Annotated in this window: 16 protein-coding genes and 1 pseudogene; 11 read left to right on the top strand and 6 right to left on the bottom strand. The window is 40.7% G+C overall.

Features of this window, described 5'->3' with window-relative positions:
* Window positions 1–151 precede the first annotated feature (151 nt).
* Both WKK05_RS00785 and WKK05_RS00790 read left to right on the top strand, forming a co-directional pair.
* Window positions 152–1,507, top strand: coding sequence for a 16S rRNA (cytosine(967)-C(5))-methyltransferase (locus WKK05_RS00785; RefSeq protein ID WP_341527925.1), 1,356 nt, complete (start codon window positions 152–154; stop codon window positions 1,505–1,507).
* Window positions 1,508–1,564: 57 nt separating this feature from the next.
* Window positions 1,565–1,987, top strand: a complete 423-nt coding sequence (locus WKK05_RS00790; protein ID WP_341527926.1) for a TerB family tellurite resistance protein — start codon at window positions 1,565–1,567, stop codon at window positions 1,985–1,987.
* A gap of 94 nt (window positions 1,988–2,081) precedes the next feature.
* Here the strand turns inward: WKK05_RS00790 and WKK05_RS00795 are convergent, their stop codons facing one another.
* Together WKK05_RS00795 and WKK05_RS00800 are read right to left on the bottom strand one after the other, a co-directional pair.
* Window positions 2,082–2,306: a hypothetical protein gene (locus WKK05_RS00795; RefSeq protein ID WP_341527927.1), complete on the bottom strand. Its 225-nt coding sequence runs from the start codon at window positions 2,304–2,306 to the stop codon at window positions 2,082–2,084.
* 300 nt (window positions 2,307–2,606) lie between these two features.
* Window positions 2,607–5,060, bottom strand: a complete 2,454-nt coding sequence (locus WKK05_RS00800; protein ID WP_341527928.1) for a penicillin-binding protein 1A — start codon at window positions 5,058–5,060, stop codon at window positions 2,607–2,609.
* Between the two features lie 235 nt (window positions 5,061–5,295).
* Between WKK05_RS00800 and folK the strand changes: the two genes are divergently transcribed.
* From folK to WKK05_RS00820, 4 genes and pseudogenes are all read left to right on the top strand, one after another.
* Entirely contained in the window at window positions 5,296–5,832 is a 537-nt protein-coding gene (folK, locus tag WKK05_RS00805) for a 2-amino-4-hydroxy-6-hydroxymethyldihydropteridine diphosphokinase (RefSeq protein ID WP_341530985.1), read from the top strand.
* An 86-nt stretch (window positions 5,833–5,918) separates the two neighbouring features.
* On the top strand, window positions 5,919–6,467 hold the full coding sequence (locus WKK05_RS00810; protein WP_341527929.1) for an NUDIX hydrolase: 549 nt from the start codon (window positions 5,919–5,921) through the stop codon (window positions 6,465–6,467).
* Between the two features lie 165 nt (window positions 6,468–6,632).
* A pseudogene (locus WKK05_RS00815) lies at window positions 6,633–7,478 on the top strand (ADP-ribosylglycohydrolase family protein).
* A gap of 737 nt (window positions 7,479–8,215) precedes the next feature.
* Window positions 8,216–9,028, top strand: coding sequence for a prohibitin family protein (locus WKK05_RS00820; RefSeq protein WP_341530986.1), 813 nt, complete (start codon window positions 8,216–8,218; stop codon window positions 9,026–9,028).
* Between the two features lie 419 nt (window positions 9,029–9,447).
* Here the strand turns inward: WKK05_RS00820 and WKK05_RS00825 are convergent, their stop codons facing one another.
* On the bottom strand, window positions 9,448–9,909 hold the full coding sequence (locus WKK05_RS00825; protein WP_341527930.1) for a hypothetical protein: 462 nt from the start codon (window positions 9,907–9,909) through the stop codon (window positions 9,448–9,450).
* A gap of 401 nt (window positions 9,910–10,310) precedes the next feature.
* Between WKK05_RS00825 and WKK05_RS00830 the strand changes: the two genes are divergently transcribed.
* The 3 genes from WKK05_RS00830 (at window position 10,311) to WKK05_RS00840 (ending at window position 13,288) form a co-directional block, all read left to right on the top strand.
* A complete protein-coding gene (locus WKK05_RS00830; protein ID WP_341527931.1) occupies window positions 10,311–10,586 on the top strand; it encodes a hypothetical protein in 276 nt (91 codons plus the stop codon).
* Between the two features lie 560 nt (window positions 10,587–11,146).
* A complete protein-coding gene (gene galE, locus WKK05_RS00835; protein WP_341527932.1) occupies window positions 11,147–12,145 on the top strand; it encodes a UDP-glucose 4-epimerase GalE in 999 nt (332 codons plus the stop codon).
* 489 nt (window positions 12,146–12,634) lie between these two features.
* Window positions 12,635–13,288, top strand: a complete 654-nt coding sequence (locus WKK05_RS00840; RefSeq protein ID WP_341527933.1) for a hypothetical protein — start codon at window positions 12,635–12,637, stop codon at window positions 13,286–13,288.
* Window positions 13,289–13,428: 140 nt separating this feature from the next.
* On the opposite strand, the gene WKK05_RS00845 is transcribed toward WKK05_RS00840, so the two are convergent.
* A complete protein-coding gene (locus WKK05_RS00845; RefSeq protein ID WP_341527934.1) occupies window positions 13,429–14,199 on the bottom strand; it encodes a phosphatase PAP2 family protein in 771 nt (256 codons plus the stop codon).
* A gap of 1,062 nt (window positions 14,200–15,261) precedes the next feature.
* Between WKK05_RS00845 and WKK05_RS00850 the strand changes: the two genes are divergently transcribed.
* Window positions 15,262–16,059, top strand: a complete 798-nt coding sequence (locus WKK05_RS00850; protein WP_341527935.1) for a sulfite exporter TauE/SafE family protein — start codon at window positions 15,262–15,264, stop codon at window positions 16,057–16,059.
* 178 nt (window positions 16,060–16,237) lie between these two features.
* Here WKK05_RS00850 and WKK05_RS00855 read toward each other — a convergent pair whose 3' ends face one another.
* A complete protein-coding gene (locus WKK05_RS00855; protein WP_341527936.1) occupies window positions 16,238–16,900 on the bottom strand; it encodes a cadmium resistance transporter in 663 nt (220 codons plus the stop codon).
* 302 nt (window positions 16,901–17,202) lie between these two features.
* On the opposite strand from WKK05_RS00855, the gene WKK05_RS00860 reads away from it, so the two are divergent.
* On the top strand, window positions 17,203–17,913 hold the full coding sequence (locus WKK05_RS00860; RefSeq protein ID WP_341527937.1) for a cadmium resistance transporter: 711 nt from the start codon (window positions 17,203–17,205) through the stop codon (window positions 17,911–17,913).
* A gap of 49 nt (window positions 17,914–17,962) precedes the next feature.
* Here WKK05_RS00860 and cysK read toward each other — a convergent pair whose 3' ends face one another.
* Window positions 17,963–18,925 (bottom strand): cysteine synthase A, encoded by a 963-nt coding sequence (gene cysK / locus WKK05_RS00865; RefSeq protein WP_341527938.1) that lies wholly within the window; start codon window positions 18,923–18,925, stop codon window positions 17,963–17,965.
* Between the last annotated feature and the right edge of the window lie 14 nt (window positions 18,926–18,939).

Raw genomic sequence — 18,939 nt, forward strand, 5'->3', positions numbered from 1 at the left:
GTTACAGGGGGCTTTTATAATTGTGAAAATTGTTGTTAGCCAATGAGTGCAAAAGATTGTCAAAATAGAGGTAAATTCTAATCACAATTAAAAATTTAATAGCTCATTTTCCCGACCAAAGGGTAGCTAAAATCCAAAACTTAATCTTTCCATGATAAACCCCCGTCAACTAGCTTTTATTGCCCTACGAGATGTTCATAAGGGGGCTTATGCTGATGTTGCCCTAGACAGAGTGTTGCAAAAAGTTAATTTACCAGATAATAATCGCCGTTTGGTGACAGAATTAATTTATGGCAGTGTCAGAAGGCAGCGCACCCTAGATACCCTCATTGACCAACTCGCCCAAAAAAAATCTCATCAACAACCGAAAGACCTTCGTACTGTCTTACATCTAGGTTTATATCAACTGCGCTACCAAGAGCGTATTCCTGCATCGGCTGCTGTCAATACCGCCGTTCAATTAGCTAAAGAAAACGGCTTTGCTGGACTCACGGGATTTGTTAATGGTCTGTTACGGCAGTACATCCGTCTTGCAGAAGAGAGGGGGGGAGATCCGTTACAACTTCCAGAAAACCCCGTGGAACGGCTGGGCATTGTACACAGCTTCCCTGACTGGATTATTCAAGTATGGTTAGAACAACTGGGTTTTGCCCAGACAGAACAACTGTGTGAATGGATGAACCAATCACCAACAATTGACCTGCGAATCAACCCGCTTCGTACTTCAATAGAGTCAGTTGAGGCGGCGTTCCAATCTACTGGTATTTTAGTGAAGCGTGTTGACCACTTGCCTCAAGCTTTACGATTGATTGGTAGCACTGGCCCAATTCAAAATCTACCTGGTTTTAATGAAGGTTGGTGGACTATTCAAGACAGTAGCGCTCAACTGGTAAGTCATTTGCTCGACCCTCAACCAGGTGAAGTGATAATTGATGCCTGTGCTGCACCAGGAGGTAAAACAACCCACATTGCTGAGTTGATGCAGGATAAAGGGAAGATTTTGGCTTGCGATCGCACTCCCTCTCGTCTTCGCAAACTCCAACAAAATTCTCAACGGCTAAATTTGCACTCTATTCAAATCTACACTGGCGACAGCCGCGACTTCACTCAATTTCAAAATACCGCAGACCGTGTATTACTTGATGCTCCCTGTTCTGGTTTAGGAACCATGCACCGTCACGCTGATGCTCGTTGGCGTCAGACACCAGAATCTGTACAGGAACTTTCCTTGCTACAACAAGAATTGCTATCACATACTTCTAATTTCGTCAAGAAAAACGGTGTATTAGTTTATGCCACCTGTACATTGCATCCAGCAGAAAATGAAGAAGTGATTTTGGCATTTTTAGCTAACCATCCTCATTGGCAAATTGAGTCTCCCCGCAGCATTGATTTGATTGACTCAGCTTATACCACGCCAGAAGGCTGGCTTAAAGTTTGGCCTCATCAGCAGGACATGGATGGCTTTTTTATGGTGCGCTTAAGAAAAACCAATGATTCCGAGTGAATACTGTTTAGGATTGTACGATTTGATTGAGGCCTGAATCTACCAGAGGAGGCAGCAATGGTTACCCATTCCAATGTAAAAAACTTAGTTAAAATCCTAATTGGAGCCGCCTGGCTTGATGGCAGAATCCAACCAGAAGAACGGCAGTATCTGCGCGAAATTGCTCAAGCAAAAGGTTTAGCTAGCGACCCAGAAATTAAGCCTTGGCTGTACGAATTAGTTCCTGTACAGCCGAAAGAGTGCCATGACTGGTTGCGGGAGTATCTAGGTGATCGCCCCAGCCTTAAAGAGTGCGAAAACTTGATTGAAGCCATCAGTGGTTTAATTTACAGCGATGGTGAAGTAGCTATTGAAGAAGCAAGACTTTTAACAGAATTGCAAGACATAGCAAAACCGCATGAGCCAACAAAACCAGCTCATACTGCGCTTCTCAAACAAATTCAAAAGCTTTACCGCCGTTGGGTTGAAGTTCAAAATTAATTATAGTTAACAGTCAAAAGTGCAAAGTCAAGAGTAAAAAGTCTAGGAAAGTCTAGCATTTATTGACACTTGACCCTTGACTTTTGACTGCCTACTACTTCGGTTCACCCAGACCCGGAGTTTCTTCTTTATCAACTTTAGGTACGAAGTCAGGACGCTCTTTGCTTTCCCAGCCAGCGGGACGTTTTGAGTTATACCAAGCGATAGAACCAATGGTTACAGCAGCAATAAAACCAACAACATAGACCAATGTGAAAGCAAAAGGAAAATGAGGAGCATTTGCAGCGGCGTCAGCTGCTGCTTGCATAAATAAATGCATGAGTATATTCTCCTAAGTTAAGTAACACTTGTTAAGACACTATAAAACGAGAGTATCACTTAACATCCTCCCCAAGTTGAGTTTGAGCAACTTGAGATTGGATAAAAAGGAGGAAATGAACAGGCAGAGGGGCAGAGGGGCAGGGGGCAGGGGAGCAGGGAGCAGGAAAGTTGAGTTTTTATACTTATTCACGAGTATCAAAGGCTCGTCAACCGAGTTCTGAGGTGGATGAACAAGTAATCAAACACCAATTGTTGCATTCCAAAATATATCTCCCCCACTCCCCCACTCCCCCACTCCTCATTGTCCAGAAGGTCTGAGGCGATCGCGCCAAGAAGATGACGATGAAGAACCAGAGGAGCCAGAACTATTTTCAGCAGAAGGCGATCGCCGCAACCGCCGAGGTGGCGAAGAGTCAGATTCTCCTCGTCTAGACTGCCGTTTTGAAGAGGACTCTGAGGAAGAATTACTAGAACTTGCTTCTTCGCTTCTATAACGCCGTCGTCTCCGTCTTGGTGTATCATCATCGTTAGATTGCTGCACTTCTTGAGAATCGCTCCTCCTACTTCTACGGCTTCTATAGGAGCCGCTATCATCAGAACTAACTTGTTGATTTCGCCGCCTCCTAGAATTGCCAGAATTTTCCTCATCTGATTCATCGTCATCAGAAGATAGAGAGCGATTAAGCACTTGGTTAGGCTTGATGCGCTGCGCTTTGATAGTGCCTTTACGACCTTCTAACTTGGGTCTTTGAGGAAACTTTTCTACAGGCATCCCCTCTACCGCTTTTTCCATGAATTCGTGCCACGTATAGGCGGCGCTACCACTGCTGCCATATGTGGGACGGTTATTATCATTGCCTAACCAAACCCCTGTGACCATTTGGGGAATGTAACCAATAAACCACAAATCGCGGGCTTCATCGGAAGTACCGGTCTTTCCGGCAACAGGTCTATTATCTAATTGGGCAGCACCACCAGTCCCCGCTTCCACAACGTTGCGTAGCATCCAGGTCATAATCGCGGCACTATCGGCATCAATGGCTCGCTTGGGCTTGAAATCAGCTGACCAGATTACCTTACCTTGACGATTGAGGATGCGGCGAATTCCATGAGGGTCTGTATGTAATCCTTGAGTGGCAAAACTGCCGTAAGCACTGGTCAATTCTAAGAGATTCACTTCATTTGAGCCGAGAGCTAAGGAATATGTGGGTTTGAGTTCAGATTGAATGCCCATGTCATGAGCAAGTTTAATAGTTGGCGCAAATCCCACATCAATTAAGACCTTCACCGCAATTATATTGATGGAACGGGTAAGGGCATCTCGTAGACTCATCGAACCGTGGAAGGTTTCACCATAGTTTTTGGGTTCATAGCCATCTACTACAAAGGGTTGATCCTCATAAGTGTCGTAAGGGCTTTTACCGCTAGCTATAGCTGTTGCATATACAAATCCTTTGAATGTCGAGCCTGGCTGACGCTGTGCCTGGGTAACACGATTAAATTGGTTCTTACCAAAATCGCTTCCTCCAACCATTGCCTGAACCTCACCATTCCGGGGGTCAATGGCTACCAAAGCTGCTTGCTTAAAGTTCTCCCAGCTACCTTGATTGCGTAGTGTTTTGGCAACTGCCTCTTCTGCTGCTTTTTGCCAAGTTGGGTTTAGGCTAGTTTCTACTATTAGACCGCCACTTGCCAGCAGTTCAGGTTTAACATACTTTGGTAATTCTTTTTGGATGTATGAGGTAAAGTAGGGCGATTCTACTTGCAATCGCTTAGGCAAACTACTTTTTAGGCTTAGCGGTTCATTAACAGCTGCCTGCCTTTGGGCTGCTGTAATCACTCCATCTTCCTGCATCCGCTGCAATACCAGATTTCGCCGCTGTTTGGCAGCTTCTGGATTCTTGTCAGGGGCGTACAAGCTTGGGGCGGGAGCTAATCCCGCAATTGTTGCCATTTCGGCTAAAGAAAGTTGATCTGGCGTTTTACTAAAGTACACCCATGCCGCATCTGCCACGCCGTAAGCTCCAGAACCCAAATAAACCAGATTTAGGTAACGCTCTAAAATCTGGTCTTTGGTCAATTCTTGCTCCATTTTTTGCGCCAGCCGGACTTCTTTGAGTTTGCGCCAAATTGTCTTTTCTTGTTTTAAAAAGAGAATCCGTGCCAGTTGCTGGGTGATGGTGCTGCCACCTTCTACCACGCCCTGCGATCGCAAATTATTCAAAACCGCTCTGATAATACCTTGCGGATCAACTCCGTTGTGTTCCTGAAATCTTCTATCTTCGGAAGCGATAAAGGCTTTTTTCAGGTTATCTGGTATTTGCTCCAGCTTGAGCTGTTCTCTGGTCGCTTCTCCTTGTTGCTGTAATATAGTACCGTCGGCAGCTTTAATAGTCAGTGTTAGCTCTCGACTTATAACATTCAGTTCCGCTTTATCAGGCAGAGTGCGGTCTATTGAGCCAATACCATAGATTATTGCAACTATCCCACCACCTAAACCCAAACCTGCCCAAAACCAAATGCGACGATAAATCGGTTTATCGGCAACTGTCGTTCTGTCCTTTGTCCCAGATGATAAGCTTTTCATTTGGTTCAGTAACCGCCTTGCCTGCACCAGATGTGTTGATGGTAAGCTCTCATTACTGGATTCCCCTTGTATACGATGATTCCCAGGCTGCAATGACGGTTGCTCCTGGTCGGATTCACTCAAATTAGCTGGTCTTCGCTTGAACCAGGAGGTAAGCTTCCCCACGTCAGTCCCTCAATCAAAGTAGTAACGAGCTAACCTCATCAAAGAGATAAGTTTGGGGTTAGCGCACTACGTTTGTGTTAGTATACTATCCTATAAATAACCAACTAAATTCATTATTAAATAATGTTTTTTCAGTTTCGGGAATTTAGTTATGTAAATAAAAATACTGCAATTTTTAAACCTGTTCAGAAGATAAAAACTATTGAAATTTTCTGCAATATATCTGAGGAAGTATCTGCAAAATCATCCTGTAAGTAGATTGCTGAAATCTGTTGATTCTAAGCAGTGTGCGCGTAGTGCGATCGCTTTGGGTAGTAATATCGGCGAATCGCAAGCAATTCTCGCAGCAGCTTTAGAGACTTTAGCCGAAACACCAGGTATCAGCTTAGAAGCTGTATCTAATTTTTATCTAACCAAAGCCGTAGGGCCACCTCAGCCAGATTACTTGAATGGTTGTGCCATATTGCAAGTAGAAATTGTACCGCAGCTATTATTAGAAACTTTGTTGGCAATTGAACAAAAATTTGGGCGTGTTCGACAAGAACGTTGGGGGCCACGAACTCTAGATTTGGATTTGTTATTATTTGATGACTTAATTTTAAATACACCAAATCTTCAAATTCCTCATCCTCGAATGCGGGATCGGGCTTTTGTATTAGTGCCACTAGCAGAAATTGCCCCAGATTGGGTAGAACCAGTATCTGGGTGTGCTATTAAAGAACTGCTCAAACAGGTAGACTGTTCTGAGGTACATTTATTGGTAGGCAATTAAAATTACCACCATTAAATGCATAAAAATGCTGATTTAACAATAATACCAGCGTATAACTCTGTATTTACAGCTAATCAGATTTTACTATGCCATTAGGTAGAGAATTACCACAACTGCTAAAACAACGCTTGTTTTATAAGGGACGCAAGTTTGATTTTGAAGTTAATCGCTTGCGTTTACCTAATAAAGCGGAAGGAGAATGGGAGTGTATTCGCCACCCTGGTGGAGCCTTAGCTGTACCTGTGACGGCAGAGGGGAAACTTATACTCGTGCGCCAGTATCGTTTTGCAGTTCAGGGACGGATATTAGAGTTTCCCGCCGGAACTGTAGAACCCGGTGAAGATCCTTTAGAGACAGTGCAGCGGGAAATTCAAGAAGAAATTGGTCATAGCGCCCAAAAGTGGGACAAAATAGGTGAGTTTTTCCTAGCTCCTGGTTATTCTGATGAAATTCTCTATGCTTTTCTGGCAAGAGATTTGGAAAAGCTGGAGACACCGCCAGCACAAGATGGGGATGAGGATATCGAGACGGTGTTTTTGACTCCCGACGAGTTGGAGAAAGCCATTCTTGAGGGAGAGCCAGTAGATGCTAAATCAATTTCTAGCTTTTTTCTGGCACGTCATTTGATAGTTTAAAAAGTAGAGGCGCGATTAATCGTGTCTGTACAGCAGTTAAGAGTAGAGACGCGATTAATCGCGTCTCTAGAGGAGTTAGCATGAATCTGTGTTCTGAATTCTGACTGCTTCTTTCAATCACCCAGTAATTGCATTCTGACTTCTGAATTATCATTACCACATATTATGCTGCTAGAGTTGGCGATCGCTGATGCTTACGGTGCAGGTTTTGAATACGCTAACGAAATGAGCGCTAACAACGATTTGAGTCAATACGTCGTGCATCCCCGTCATCGACTCATACCGGGTAACTATACCGACGACACGCAAATGAGCATTGCCATTGCCGAAGTTATAGTTTCCCAAGCACCGTGGACACCAGAAGTTTTAGCCAATAGCTTTGTTACAGCCTTCAAACGCGACCCTAGAGAAGGTTACGCTGGCAGATTTTATGATTTTTTGGTAGAAATTCGGGATTAAGTTGAGTTTTTAGCCAAAATTCGCCCAGATAGCGACAAAAGCGGGGCAGCAATGCGTGCAGCGCCGATTGGTATCTATCCTACACCGGAAAAAGTTATTGAGGCAACAACAATTCAAGCGGCGATTACCCACAATACACCCGATGGGATTAACGCTGCTGTTGCAGCTGCCCTAATGTCGCATTATTTTATCTATCGATTAGGAGAAAAACGCAAATTAGGCCAGTTTCTAGAAAGTTATGTATCTGGAGACTGGTCTCGACCTTGGGAAGGTCAAGTCAAGTCCAAAGGTTGGATGAGTGTTAAAGCAGCAATTACTGCTGTGATGCGAAACGACAGTATGAGCGCACTTTTACAAGATTGTATAGCTTTTACTGGAGATGTAGATACAGTAGCAGCGATCGCACTAGCAGCTGCTTCATCTAGTGAAGAAATTACGCAAGACATTCCCAGCCATTTAGTCGCAGGCTTAGAGAATGGAGCTTACGGTAGAGAATATCTCATCGAACTAGATAAGCAGTTGATGAGTTTAGTGGAAAAAAAGAATAAATAAATGTTCTCTTAAAAACAAATCTTAACTTTTTACTACCATTATTTGATAGATTTATAGTAGTTTAAAAATACATAAAACTAATAACGCTTTTACTTTCCCTAATTTGGCTAGTGAACTGGTGATCAGTAGCTTTTCTTGACATCTATCTTAGAGGTTGTTTGAAAAATCGCAAAGTATACTATAAACCGCTCTCCAAACCTCTCCTCGAATCGGAGAGAGGCTTTAAAACCCCCATTCTCTCGTAGGGAAGGGGGGCTAGGGGAGTTAGGTTTGGGAAGCTTTGATGTTACCAAAAAGACTTTTCAAACATCTATCTTAGACGTGCCATAAACAAGCTTGGTCGTAAGGCACGGTCATAACGTACTTTAAGTTCGTTATTTTGAATTTTGTACCTCTATAAATTTACTGTATTTATACAATTTCACACAATAAGTGAAAAATCTATCTTGCTAAACAAGTTGCGTTCTGATTGAGGGATGATTTGTCAGATATTCCTAATTGTCTAAGTAGACGCGCAATACTTATCAGCAGACATTGAATTGATTGGCTTGTTTTTTATTCTAATGACAGACACTGGATTATTTCTTCTAATTTAAGCTAGATAGAAATTAATTTGTAATTAAAGTTATAAAATTGCGATTATAAAATCAGACAACCTGCTTGTAAGGCAGAACAAAAGCATGAATATGAAGAGTGCTTCTACCTCTACTCAGGACTGGTGGAATTTCAAGACAGCGATGACAAAAAATCAAACTCTTAACGGTGCTGGGAAACTGACTGCACTTTTGTGCTTGATAACTCTCTTTCTCACACCTTTTGTGATTGTAAATGCTGGAGAACGCGGTGTATTGATGGAGTTCGGAAAAGTGCAAAACATAATATTAGGAGAAGGAATTCACATAATTATCCCTGTAGTAAATACTGTTGAAAAACTGAGCGTCCGTGTACAAAATCAGGAAATTTCTGCCGAAGCTTCTTCTAAGGATTTGCAAGATGTTTTTACTGATGTAGCACTCAATTGGCATATTCTCCCTGAAGAAGCTAATGCTATTTTTCAAGAAATTGGCAACGAAAACAACGTTATACAGCGAATTATTAACCCAGCAATTGAAGAAGTTCTCAAAGCAGTAATGGCTAAATATACTGCTGAAGAAATTGTCACTAAACGAGGAGAAGTAAAAAGTGCAGTAGACCAAGCATTGACTACTAGATTGCGTAGCTATCATCTTGCAGTAGATGATATTTCTTTAGTCCATGTCCACTTCTCAGAACAATTTAGTGAAGCAGTAGAAGCAAAACAGATTGCTGAACAGGAAGCAAAACGGGCAGAGTTTTTGGCACTGAAGGCATCCAAAGAAGCAGAAGCAAAGGTGAATCTCGCAAAAGGAGAAGCAGAGGCAAATAGTTTACTACGTGATGGGTTAACTCCAGAAATATTGCAAAGGCAAGCAATAGAAAAATGGAATGGCAATTTACCATTAATTGTTGGTAATGAAGGCGTTCCAAAATTATTGAATTTAACGGAATTACTAAAAGCTAGTAAGAATTGACAAGTAGATTTTAACAGGAGTAAGTTGCATGCATAAATTACTTTTGCACCTGTAATACCATTTGATTTTAATAATGATACAAATACGCTGGTAGGAGCATGGCATTGCCATGCCTCTACGAGAAATCTATATGTATCAAGATTTTCGTTAATTGGTATAAGCTGGTGTTCATAATTATTGAATTAAGAAGTATAACAAGCTTTTTATTTGGTTTTGAGACCTAGTTTGTGTACTTAGCTTTTCTTGAAATCCCCTGTAATTAGAAAGACGTAACTAGATAGAAAATGGGGTGGGCTTTACGCCCAGCCACTACAAACTAGAGATATTTTACGTTTAATTATATTTGCATTTCCCAATGGCGATCGCACCAAGCGTGCAAGCAAAGCTAATTGCTATTGGGAAACAGTTATTTATCTCCATTAATTATTGGAGAATAAAACAGGAGCATCCAGAATCTTGAACTGGATTAATACTATAACTACAAGGGTAAAAACGGTTGAAGAAATTACACCTGTGAGTAATTCTTTTTTCAGGTTACGCTCTTGAGATTCCTTTTGAAAAACATCAGTAGAGCCAAGTTGCATTAAGAGAATGCCCACTATGTTAGTGAGCCAATATCCTATTACTGAACAAGGTACAAGTAGTTTGGGAGAGAGTAGACTACATACATACCCAAAACCATAAGCAATGGGGAGATTGAATAATAAATCATTCCACCAACAGAGTGGTGACAACAAATATCCCAGTACTAGGAAGAATCCACCTCTGAGTTTTTTGAAAACGTCTTTTTTGAACTCTTCTGGAACAGTTGGTTCTAACTGCTCATTAATTGTTTGTTCTACTAAACTCAACTTTGGACTTGCTTTTTGGACGCTTTCCATAAAAACCCATTATACCTATCGGCTTAGTGTAGTTTAAACTCTAAACTAGGCAAAAGTCTAGTATCATACTGATACCATTGCGAATTTTTAATGTTGCAAGTCTCGCCAATGTGTAGTTTTGCCAAAAAATTAAGTCCCAAACTTCCACTAGAGAGGTTGTAATGCAACGTTTTGACTCAATAGATTGAGAAATGTAAATATATCTTTCTAAATGATAGCACTTGATGTGCTGCAACATCTTTACTAGAATAGCTAAATACGTTTACTGAGTATTTATACTCACAAAATCTTTAGCTTTTTATTTAAAATTATTAAAATTAGAGTTTTTACAAAGAGCTATTAAAGAAATTAAAGCTAATAATAGTTACAATAAAAATAAAGAGTGATTATCATAAAAAAAAATGACAGATTTATCTTCAACAAATCCATTCTTAATAGCAGGGATTGTTTTTACAGTAATTGCTGTTATAGGTAATTCTAAATTAGCTTTTATTGAAATTAATCCAGGGTTGTTTGGCAGATTTTTAGCTTTGTTTATTGGTGCTTTTAGCTTGTTATATGCTTTTGGATTATTCAATACTGTGTCAGCAGAAAATATTGACTCATTCAAAACTAATATTGCCAATCAAATTCAACAGAATCTCGACTTGATTAACAATATTTTACAGCGATCTTAAATAGTTTAAAATACAAAAAGATAAATTGTAGTGGCGTAGCACAGCTAATTTTGAGCATTAAATTTATGTTTCTTGGGGCTAAAGCCCAACTATGAGTCTTTAGCTATTACACCACTTTAGATGTGTCAGTCTACTAGTTAATATTTACCATTTTATTATTGTAGGAGTACCAACAAGCTGAAATTTGATGATATTTACGCCACAGAATAGAAACTTAAGATTAAATAAATACAGCAGAATCAAGGTGTCACTATCTCAGATGCTCAAAGCACCTAATCCCATCAAAATATAGGGAATAAGAAAATCTGGTTAAAATAAGTCAGTATAGCAATCCGAATTGAATCGTGAGAAAGTAAAATTTTATTCAGCCCTGATGATTATAAATCGCGGCTTACAGAGATAAAACCCGCGCAGGCGGGTTATTTTATTAAGTCCACGTAGAGTTCTTGCTGAAATTTTGCTGTATTTGATAAGTTGCCCTAAATTGGAGCCAATTATTGAAGACGAAAGGTTGTATCTAGTAAATTAAATTTATTGAGTAGAACTCAAAAGGAAAAACTATGTCATCTGGGAAACCTACCATTCTTGTCACGGGGGGAGCTGGATATATTGGTTCGCATACAGTGCTGGCTCTCAAGCAAGCCGGTTATGATGTCGTTATTCTTGACAATTTAGTCTATGGACATCGCGACTTAGTAGAAAAGGTTTTACAAGTAGAACTTATAGTCGGTGATACAGGCGATCGCCCTCTGCTAGATAACCTATTTAAAACCCGCGATATTGCCGCTGTCATGCACTTTTCTGCCTATGCATACGTAGGAGAATCGGTTACTGACCCTGCTAAATACTACCGTAACAACGTCGTTGGGACTCTAACTCTGCTAGAAGCGATGCTGGCTGCGTCTGTGAAGAAATTTGTCTTTTCTTCCACTTGCGCTACCTATGGTGTGCCAGAATTCGTGCCGATTCCAGAAAGCCATCCTCAAAATCCAATCAATCCTTATGGTGCTACAAAATTAATGGTAGAGCGGATTCTCTCCGATTTTGATGCAGCTTATGGTTTAAAATCGGTGCGGTTCCGCTACTTTAATGCTGCTGGTGCAAATCCGAAGGGCTTATTGGGTGAAGATCACAACCCAGAAACTCATTTAATTCCCTTGGTGTTGCTAACAGCTTTAGGAAAACGAAAATCTATCTCAGTTTTCGGCACTGATTATCCGACACCTGATGGTACTTGTATTCGCGATTATATTCACGTAAACGACTTGGCAGATGCCCATGTTTTGGGCTTGGAATATCTATTAAAAGGTGGCGATAGCGAAATTTTTAATTTGGGTAATGGCAGCGGCTTCTCTGTTCGAGAGGTAATCGCAGCTGCCGAACACGTTACAGGAACTGTAATACCAGTCCAAGAAAGCGATCGCCGTCCTGGTGATCCCCCAATTCTGATTGGCAGTAGCGAAAAAGCTAGAACTATTCTCAACTGGCAGCCTCAGTACCCATCCATCCAAGATATTGTCGCTCATGCTTGGGAGTGGCATCAACAGCGACATAAGTAGCAGTGGCTAAGATGAGGGAGACAAGGAAGGGGGAGAAATAACTACTGCCCCTTTGTTTGCCTGTTTTACTTCTTGATATTAGGGAGATGGAGAATTATTTTTAGATGTAATATTCTCTTGGTAAATTACCAATTTCTCTTACCGAACTACTTTTCACTTTAACGCATCTACCAAACTATATCTAAATTTTAACTATATTAAAAAATATCGGTTAACTCACTAGAAAATATTCAGATTACTTGGTTACATTATGGGGCTAGGACATAATTTAATAACCAGAAACTAATCCCAATAAGCTTTTTGAAAGGAAGATATTTAATATTGTTAAGTAGAAGTAGAAATTATAGATTAGTGTGTATTTTGTATTATCAAATACTATAGTATTACTAAAGTAGTATTTACAAATATTGAACTTTTGTATTAATTATGATATTGACAGTACTGCTTAGATAGACATAAGCTGCAATTTGTAAAAATTTGGACAACAATATGAAAGGATTAAAATACATTTTGATGGTGGCGGTATTATTAACAAGTCTTGTATTCGCTCAACCTTCACTAGCAGACCGCCCAGAATATACAGAAAACCCCGACTACATTACTCTGACTAAAGAACTGAAGAGCTTACAAGCTGCCAAGAAAACACAAGGTCAATTAGAGGGTTACACATCAGAGCAAATTGAACAGAAAATTAATGAGTTAGAGTTTCAAAAATATGCCTTCGAGTCAGGAATCAATTGGGGACAATGTAGTAATCAAACAGGGAAGACTTTAGCTGTTTACGGCCCACCTGTGGTTGAAGATGACGATGAAGAGTCTAACGCTACTGCACTGTACTTTTTGGCTGATGGCCAGACGACACAAGATCAATGGAATTGTAAAGGAGTTTATCTACCAAGTGATGTAGTAGCTGTTGCTGTAGATAAAGATGGACAAGGACAAGAATTATCAGGTGGCGTTGTAATCAAAGTTCCTAATGGAACAAATTTAGTCTTGAAGACAAATACAGATGCTGGAGGAATTGTATTTAATCAAGCTGGCACTCAAATTGTTAAACCTGGAGAAGTAGATTGGTTCGTCCCGAATGTCTCGCAAGCAGTTGTAGATGCACGCGTAACTAATGCACCTACAAACAAGGCTTGAGACTTAGTAATTGATTCATCTGTACAGACAAAAGCATACAAATTATAATAAGGGCGCACAGTTAGCTGTGCGCCCCTAACCTTGTAATTAATGATGAAATTGTATTTCCCCTATACTCTTACACCGATTTTGAAAACGGTTTAATCTTCTGTTACTAACTGTTTTTCTTCGGGAAGTAAAGAAGTTTCATTCACAGCACGATCGCTATCATCTACAGGAGTAACTTTAGCCAAATGTGGTTTAATAATTAGACTCACCCCAATTGCCCAAGCTAATGCAACCATCCAGCCGGCGAGAATGTCACTAGGAAAGTGAACTCCTAGATAAAGGCGACACCACCCTATAGCTATTACATACAAGCTACCAAATACGAACAACAACCAACGCCAAGGATTAGCCCAAGCTAAAATTAGCAAAATTGCTACTAAAGTGACACTCGTCATCGCATGACCACTAGGAAAGGCAAAATCAAACTCAGGGGCGTTAGACTGCCACAAATCTGGACGCACTCGATGCATTAAAGCTTTTGCTGTGCGGTTGATAATCGAGCTTCCCACTGAGGTGGTAAGTAGATAAGCTAGTGATCGCCAACGTTTTTGAAATAGTAATATTAATGCGATCGCACTCAAAATCGGTAACGCAGTCCAGAACGAGCCAAATTTTGCCAGCGTCACCGCCAAAATATCCAGTTGTGGGTTCGCTGTAGAGTGAACTGTCCATAAAATAGGCAGATCCCACGGAAAGCCAGCTTCATTTTGCCATATTTTCACTGCCAAAATTTCAAATACCTGTAATGGTAAATAGACTCCTATTAAGAGGAGAAGCAGCGATCGCCAATGGGCAATCAGCAGTTTTTCAATAAAAGAAATAGGTGACTGACGCTGATTATTTACTTCTGTTAGCTTGTCCATATTTATGCCTCCAGTTACATTGACATATAGCGTATTCGTTTGAGTTAAAAAGACTAATGAACGTCTTTACCAAAAGTTTTCAATAAGTTTTTAGTATAATTAATTGCGGATTGCTCATCAAATATCTTACAGGTGTAAAGCACGATTGCACTGTAATTTGTGCTGCCTTTAAAAACAGCGTAAACTACAAGCTTTAATTTATTGATGTCTACCTATTCACAAGACAAGTTAGAGTTTGCTCTTCAAAACTCTCTTAATTTTTTCTTGAGCAGAAATAATTTTTAGGCAAAATATCAAGTCTAGTTACAAGTACTTAGTTAAACTACTGTGAGATGCAAATATCGGTAGCAGACTATTCCAAGAATAGTACAGTATATTCTCTAGGTTATCCTACGTCGCCAAAAATTGGTTAACATCTCTATCATCTGCTAAAATTCCTAGCTTTGTCTGAAGTTGCAGCTGCCATTAAACTCGCTGGATTCTTGTAGAGTAAGAGCTAGATACAGATAGCGTAGAGCGATCGCCATTGCAAAAGTTGGAATTAATTGTTGACACTACCTGTAATTTTTGCAGTCATTTAGGTAGTTTTTACAGCAGTTAGACTAAATACGTCTAAGCTTCTAAGCTGTATCATCCAAATAATTTAGTAATATCGAACACGAGTACGCTAGACGTTTGACCATCATTACAGGTAAAATACGGTAAGTGCATCGGATTACCGCCTTTTTATCTCAAACAACAAAAAATCTATCAGGATTCGAGTTTAGCAGAACAAATAACCCATAAGCAGTTATCTAAGTCTGCTGAGGCTGGATGCTAGTAGCTATGCTTTCACAAACTCCTGAAAAAATTTTTTTGTTGTTCAAGAACTATCTAACTCAGCTTTTAGCTGAATAACATTTGTGCCTTCATGCTTATAAGAAGCACAATAACTGACCACCACTAGTTCTGTCTACCACTGGGCTATAGTTAGCCTGCTTTGCTGTGTTTTAGCAGTAGAATTGGCGCCCAGTTTCAGTTTGAATTGATTGTACTTAAAAACCCTGTTTCTGGATAGTGAGTATGCACTATTTATTACTACCGCTCCTAAGCTTTTTTGTTGGAATTATAGTTGGTTTGACGGGAATTGGCGGAGCATCTCTCATTACCCCAATGTTGATTTTTGTCTTTCAGGTTCCACCTTCTATTGCAGTAAGTTCTGATGTTGTTGCTGCCACATTGATGAAGGTTGTTGGCAGCGTCAAGCACTGGCAACAGAAAACTCTTGACACAGAAGTGGTTAAGTGGCTGGTACTGGGGAGTGTTCCGGGGTCATTATTCGGAGTGGGGGTTTTGCACTTTATCAAACGTACTGGGCAGTATAATCTGGATAACATCTTGCTTCGCTTAATTGGAGCGATGATTCTGCTTGTCACAGTGTTGGCGCTGGTACAATTATTACTATTGACTTTCCTCCCCAAATTTAATTTACCCGAACTGCCAAAGTTAGACTTAACAACTAATTTCGGTCGGTTTTTGGCAGTTACTTTAGCGGCTGTTTTAGGCTGTTTAGTTGGTCTAACCAGCGTCTCTTCCGGTTCAATGTTTGCTCTAGTGCTTATTGCTTTCTTTCGCCTAGATGCGCGTAAGTTAGTAGGTACAGATATTTCACAGGCAGCAATTTTATTGCTATTTACCTCCCTTGGACACCTCAGTTTAGGAACAGTTGATTGGAGTCTGGTACTACCGATATGGTTAGGCTCAGTTCCAGGGGTACTAGTAGGTGCTAAAGTCTGCCAAATAGCTCCTCAACGCCCACTGCGGTTTATTATCTATGCCATTTTAATGATGGTGAGCTGGAAATTAGTTCATCAAGTGTAAGCCAATTGGTAAGCAGCAATTCACATCCCTTCCTCTTCATATCCGGTGTAAACCGATTGGTAATTGGCAATTCAACATCCTTTAACCCAAATTCGTCTTGAAAAGTTTGCTATGGAGGGAAACCAACGCTACTTTATGGCATTTCCTCTTTACAACTTTTTGCAAAACCCAAAATTTGTTAGCCTCGGAACCAAGGCAGTAGGCTAAATGTACCTCTTTCATAGATAATAAACAGACCCAAGCCGATTAATACAAAAGGTACAATAGCTTTACCGTAGCGACTGAAAATAGAAGCAATGGTAGGTTGGCGGCTTAAGAAATATGCGATCGCACACCAAACTCCTACCATAAATGAAAATACAGTCAGAATTACTCCCAAGCTGGCGAGGTCATGGCCAGCAAATAAAGGAATGTATATACTGATATTGTCCCCACCATTGGCAATAGTTACCGCTGCAACTTTATAAGTTTGCGGATGCAGAATACTTAAAACAAAAGACAATATCAGGTTTTTAGGTGAAGGCTCCCTGAAATCAGTAGATACTGTCTGAACTACTGTCGTTTCTTCTTCCCGATTTACTAATTGCTTAATACCAATGACTATTGGTAATATTCCTAACAGTCCTATCCATTCTCGCTGCACAACTAAGCCACCAAAAAATCCTGGTAAGCTAGCAATAATGATAGCCGCGAAACCCAGGTACTGACCAACTAAAATATGTCGCCGCCGAAAATTAGCATCAATTTGCGAGAAAAAGAACAGCAGAATAATAATGTCATCAATATTAGTAGCGGTAAAGGCAATTATTCCTTCCGTGAAAGCTGTTCCTAGCTTACTCATACTGGATAGTTAAGACATACAATTTCTCACCATACCAAATTAACTTCCAGTAATTTGTAATGACGCTCGTTCGCATAGCGTGTCGCAGACAAGACTCGCTAACGCTACGCTAACGTAATTCGTAATCAAAAAGGGTTTATCCCGGTCAATGCGTTTAGGATAAGAGAATTTGCACAACCGAGAATTTATGTAGAGACGCGTCATGGCGCGTCTCTACTTATTGTTGAGGAATGGCGGTAAGAACTTCGCGTGTATGCGGTAGACTGTGACAAGCCGTTGTGCGTCTACATTTGTTTTAAACTATGAACGGTTTAATCACTGCAATTAGTACAGGGGTAGTTGCTTTCAGTGCCACCAACATTGATGATATTGTCATTTTATTAGTATTTTTTTCTCAAATAAATGCTACCTTTCGCCCCCGGCACATAGTTGCTGGCCAGTATTTAGGTTTTACAATCCTGCTAATTCTCAGTCTTCCGGGTTTATTTGGTGGCTTCATCTTACCAAAAAATTGGATTGGATTACTTGGTATAATCCCAATTATTATAGGTATTAACAGCTTAGTGAATTGGGAAGAAGATTCATCCGAAGAAGTTGTTTCCGGAACCGAACAATCTGAAATATCAAATATTGCTAGTTTTTTTTCTCCCCAAACTTATAGTGTGGCAGCAGTAACTATTGCTAATGGTAGCGACAATATTAGTGTCTATGTACCATTATTTGCTAGCAGTAACTTAGGAAGTTTTTTGATTATTATAGGCTTATTTTTTATCCTCATAGGAGTTTGGTGTTACGTAGCATATAAACTAAGTCATCAAAAAGCGATCGCTGATCTCTTAACTCGCTACGGTAATAGTTTTGTACCTTTTATTCTAATAGGATTAGGTGCTTTTATTGTTTTAAAAAGTGAAGCTTTAACCCTCATAAAACTTGTGGCTAGTTGTTTTTGTTTAGCGATTTTGGTCAAAAACAATCAACCCACGGGTGAAATTGGAGCGAGGAGTGAGGAGTGAGGAAGTTGTTAGGTATTTCCCTTATCTCCCCTGCCCCTTGCCCCTTGACTCAAACTTTGCTCAACCACTCACTTTCCTCTTGGTCTTTGAAGAGTGAGGTACTAAGATAGCGTTCGCCGTAGCTAGGCTGCACCATGACAATCAAACGACCTGCATTTTCTTCGCGTTTTGCTACTTGAATAGCAGCATATAAAGCTGCTCCCGCAGAAATGCCCGATAGTAATCCTTCTTCTTTTGCTAGACGACGGCTGTAGGCGATCGCAACCTCATCGTCTACCTGAATCACTTCATCTATTAGTTCTCCACGGTAAATTGCTGGGATAAACCCTGCACCTATACCCTGTATTTTGTGAGGCCCTGATTTACCACCTGCTAATACTGGGCTGCTGCTTGGTTCAACTGCGATCGCTTGAAAACTAGGCTTACGTTGTTTAATAACTTCTGCAACCCCAGTAATCGTTCCACCAGTACCGACACCCGCCACAAGGATATCCACTCGTCCATCGGTATCTTGCCAAATTTCTTCTGCCGTCGTCAGGGCATGAACTCTGGGGTTAGCGGGGTTACGAAACTGCTGCAACATATAAGCGTTAGGCGTTTGAGCTAAAATCTGCTCTGCACGACCAATCGCCCCTCGCATCCCTTCTACTCCTGGTGTTAACTCTAGTTGAGCGCCATAAGCTCTGAGCATAGCTCGTCGTTCCTGGCTCATCGTATCAGGCATGGTTAGAATGAGATGGTAACCCTTCGCGGCTGCCACCATTGCCAAAGCAATTCCCGTATTGCCAGAAGTCGGCTCTACTAAAACGGTTTTTCCGGGATGAATCAAGCCTGCTTGCTCTGCTGCTTCCACCATGCTTACGCCAATTCGGTCTTTGACAGAAGCGGCTGGGTTCATGCTTTCTAGCTTCACAACAATTTGAGCCACCGCTCCCGATGCTTGGGGAATCTTATTTAATTGAACTAAGGGAGTCTTGCCGACTAACTCTGTAATATCTTTCGCTATTCCCATATGAGTACTCCTTG

Source organism: Nostoc sp. UHCC 0302 (assembly GCF_038096175.1).
Lineage (GTDB): Bacteria > Cyanobacteriota > Cyanobacteriia > Cyanobacteriales > Nostocaceae > UHCC-0302.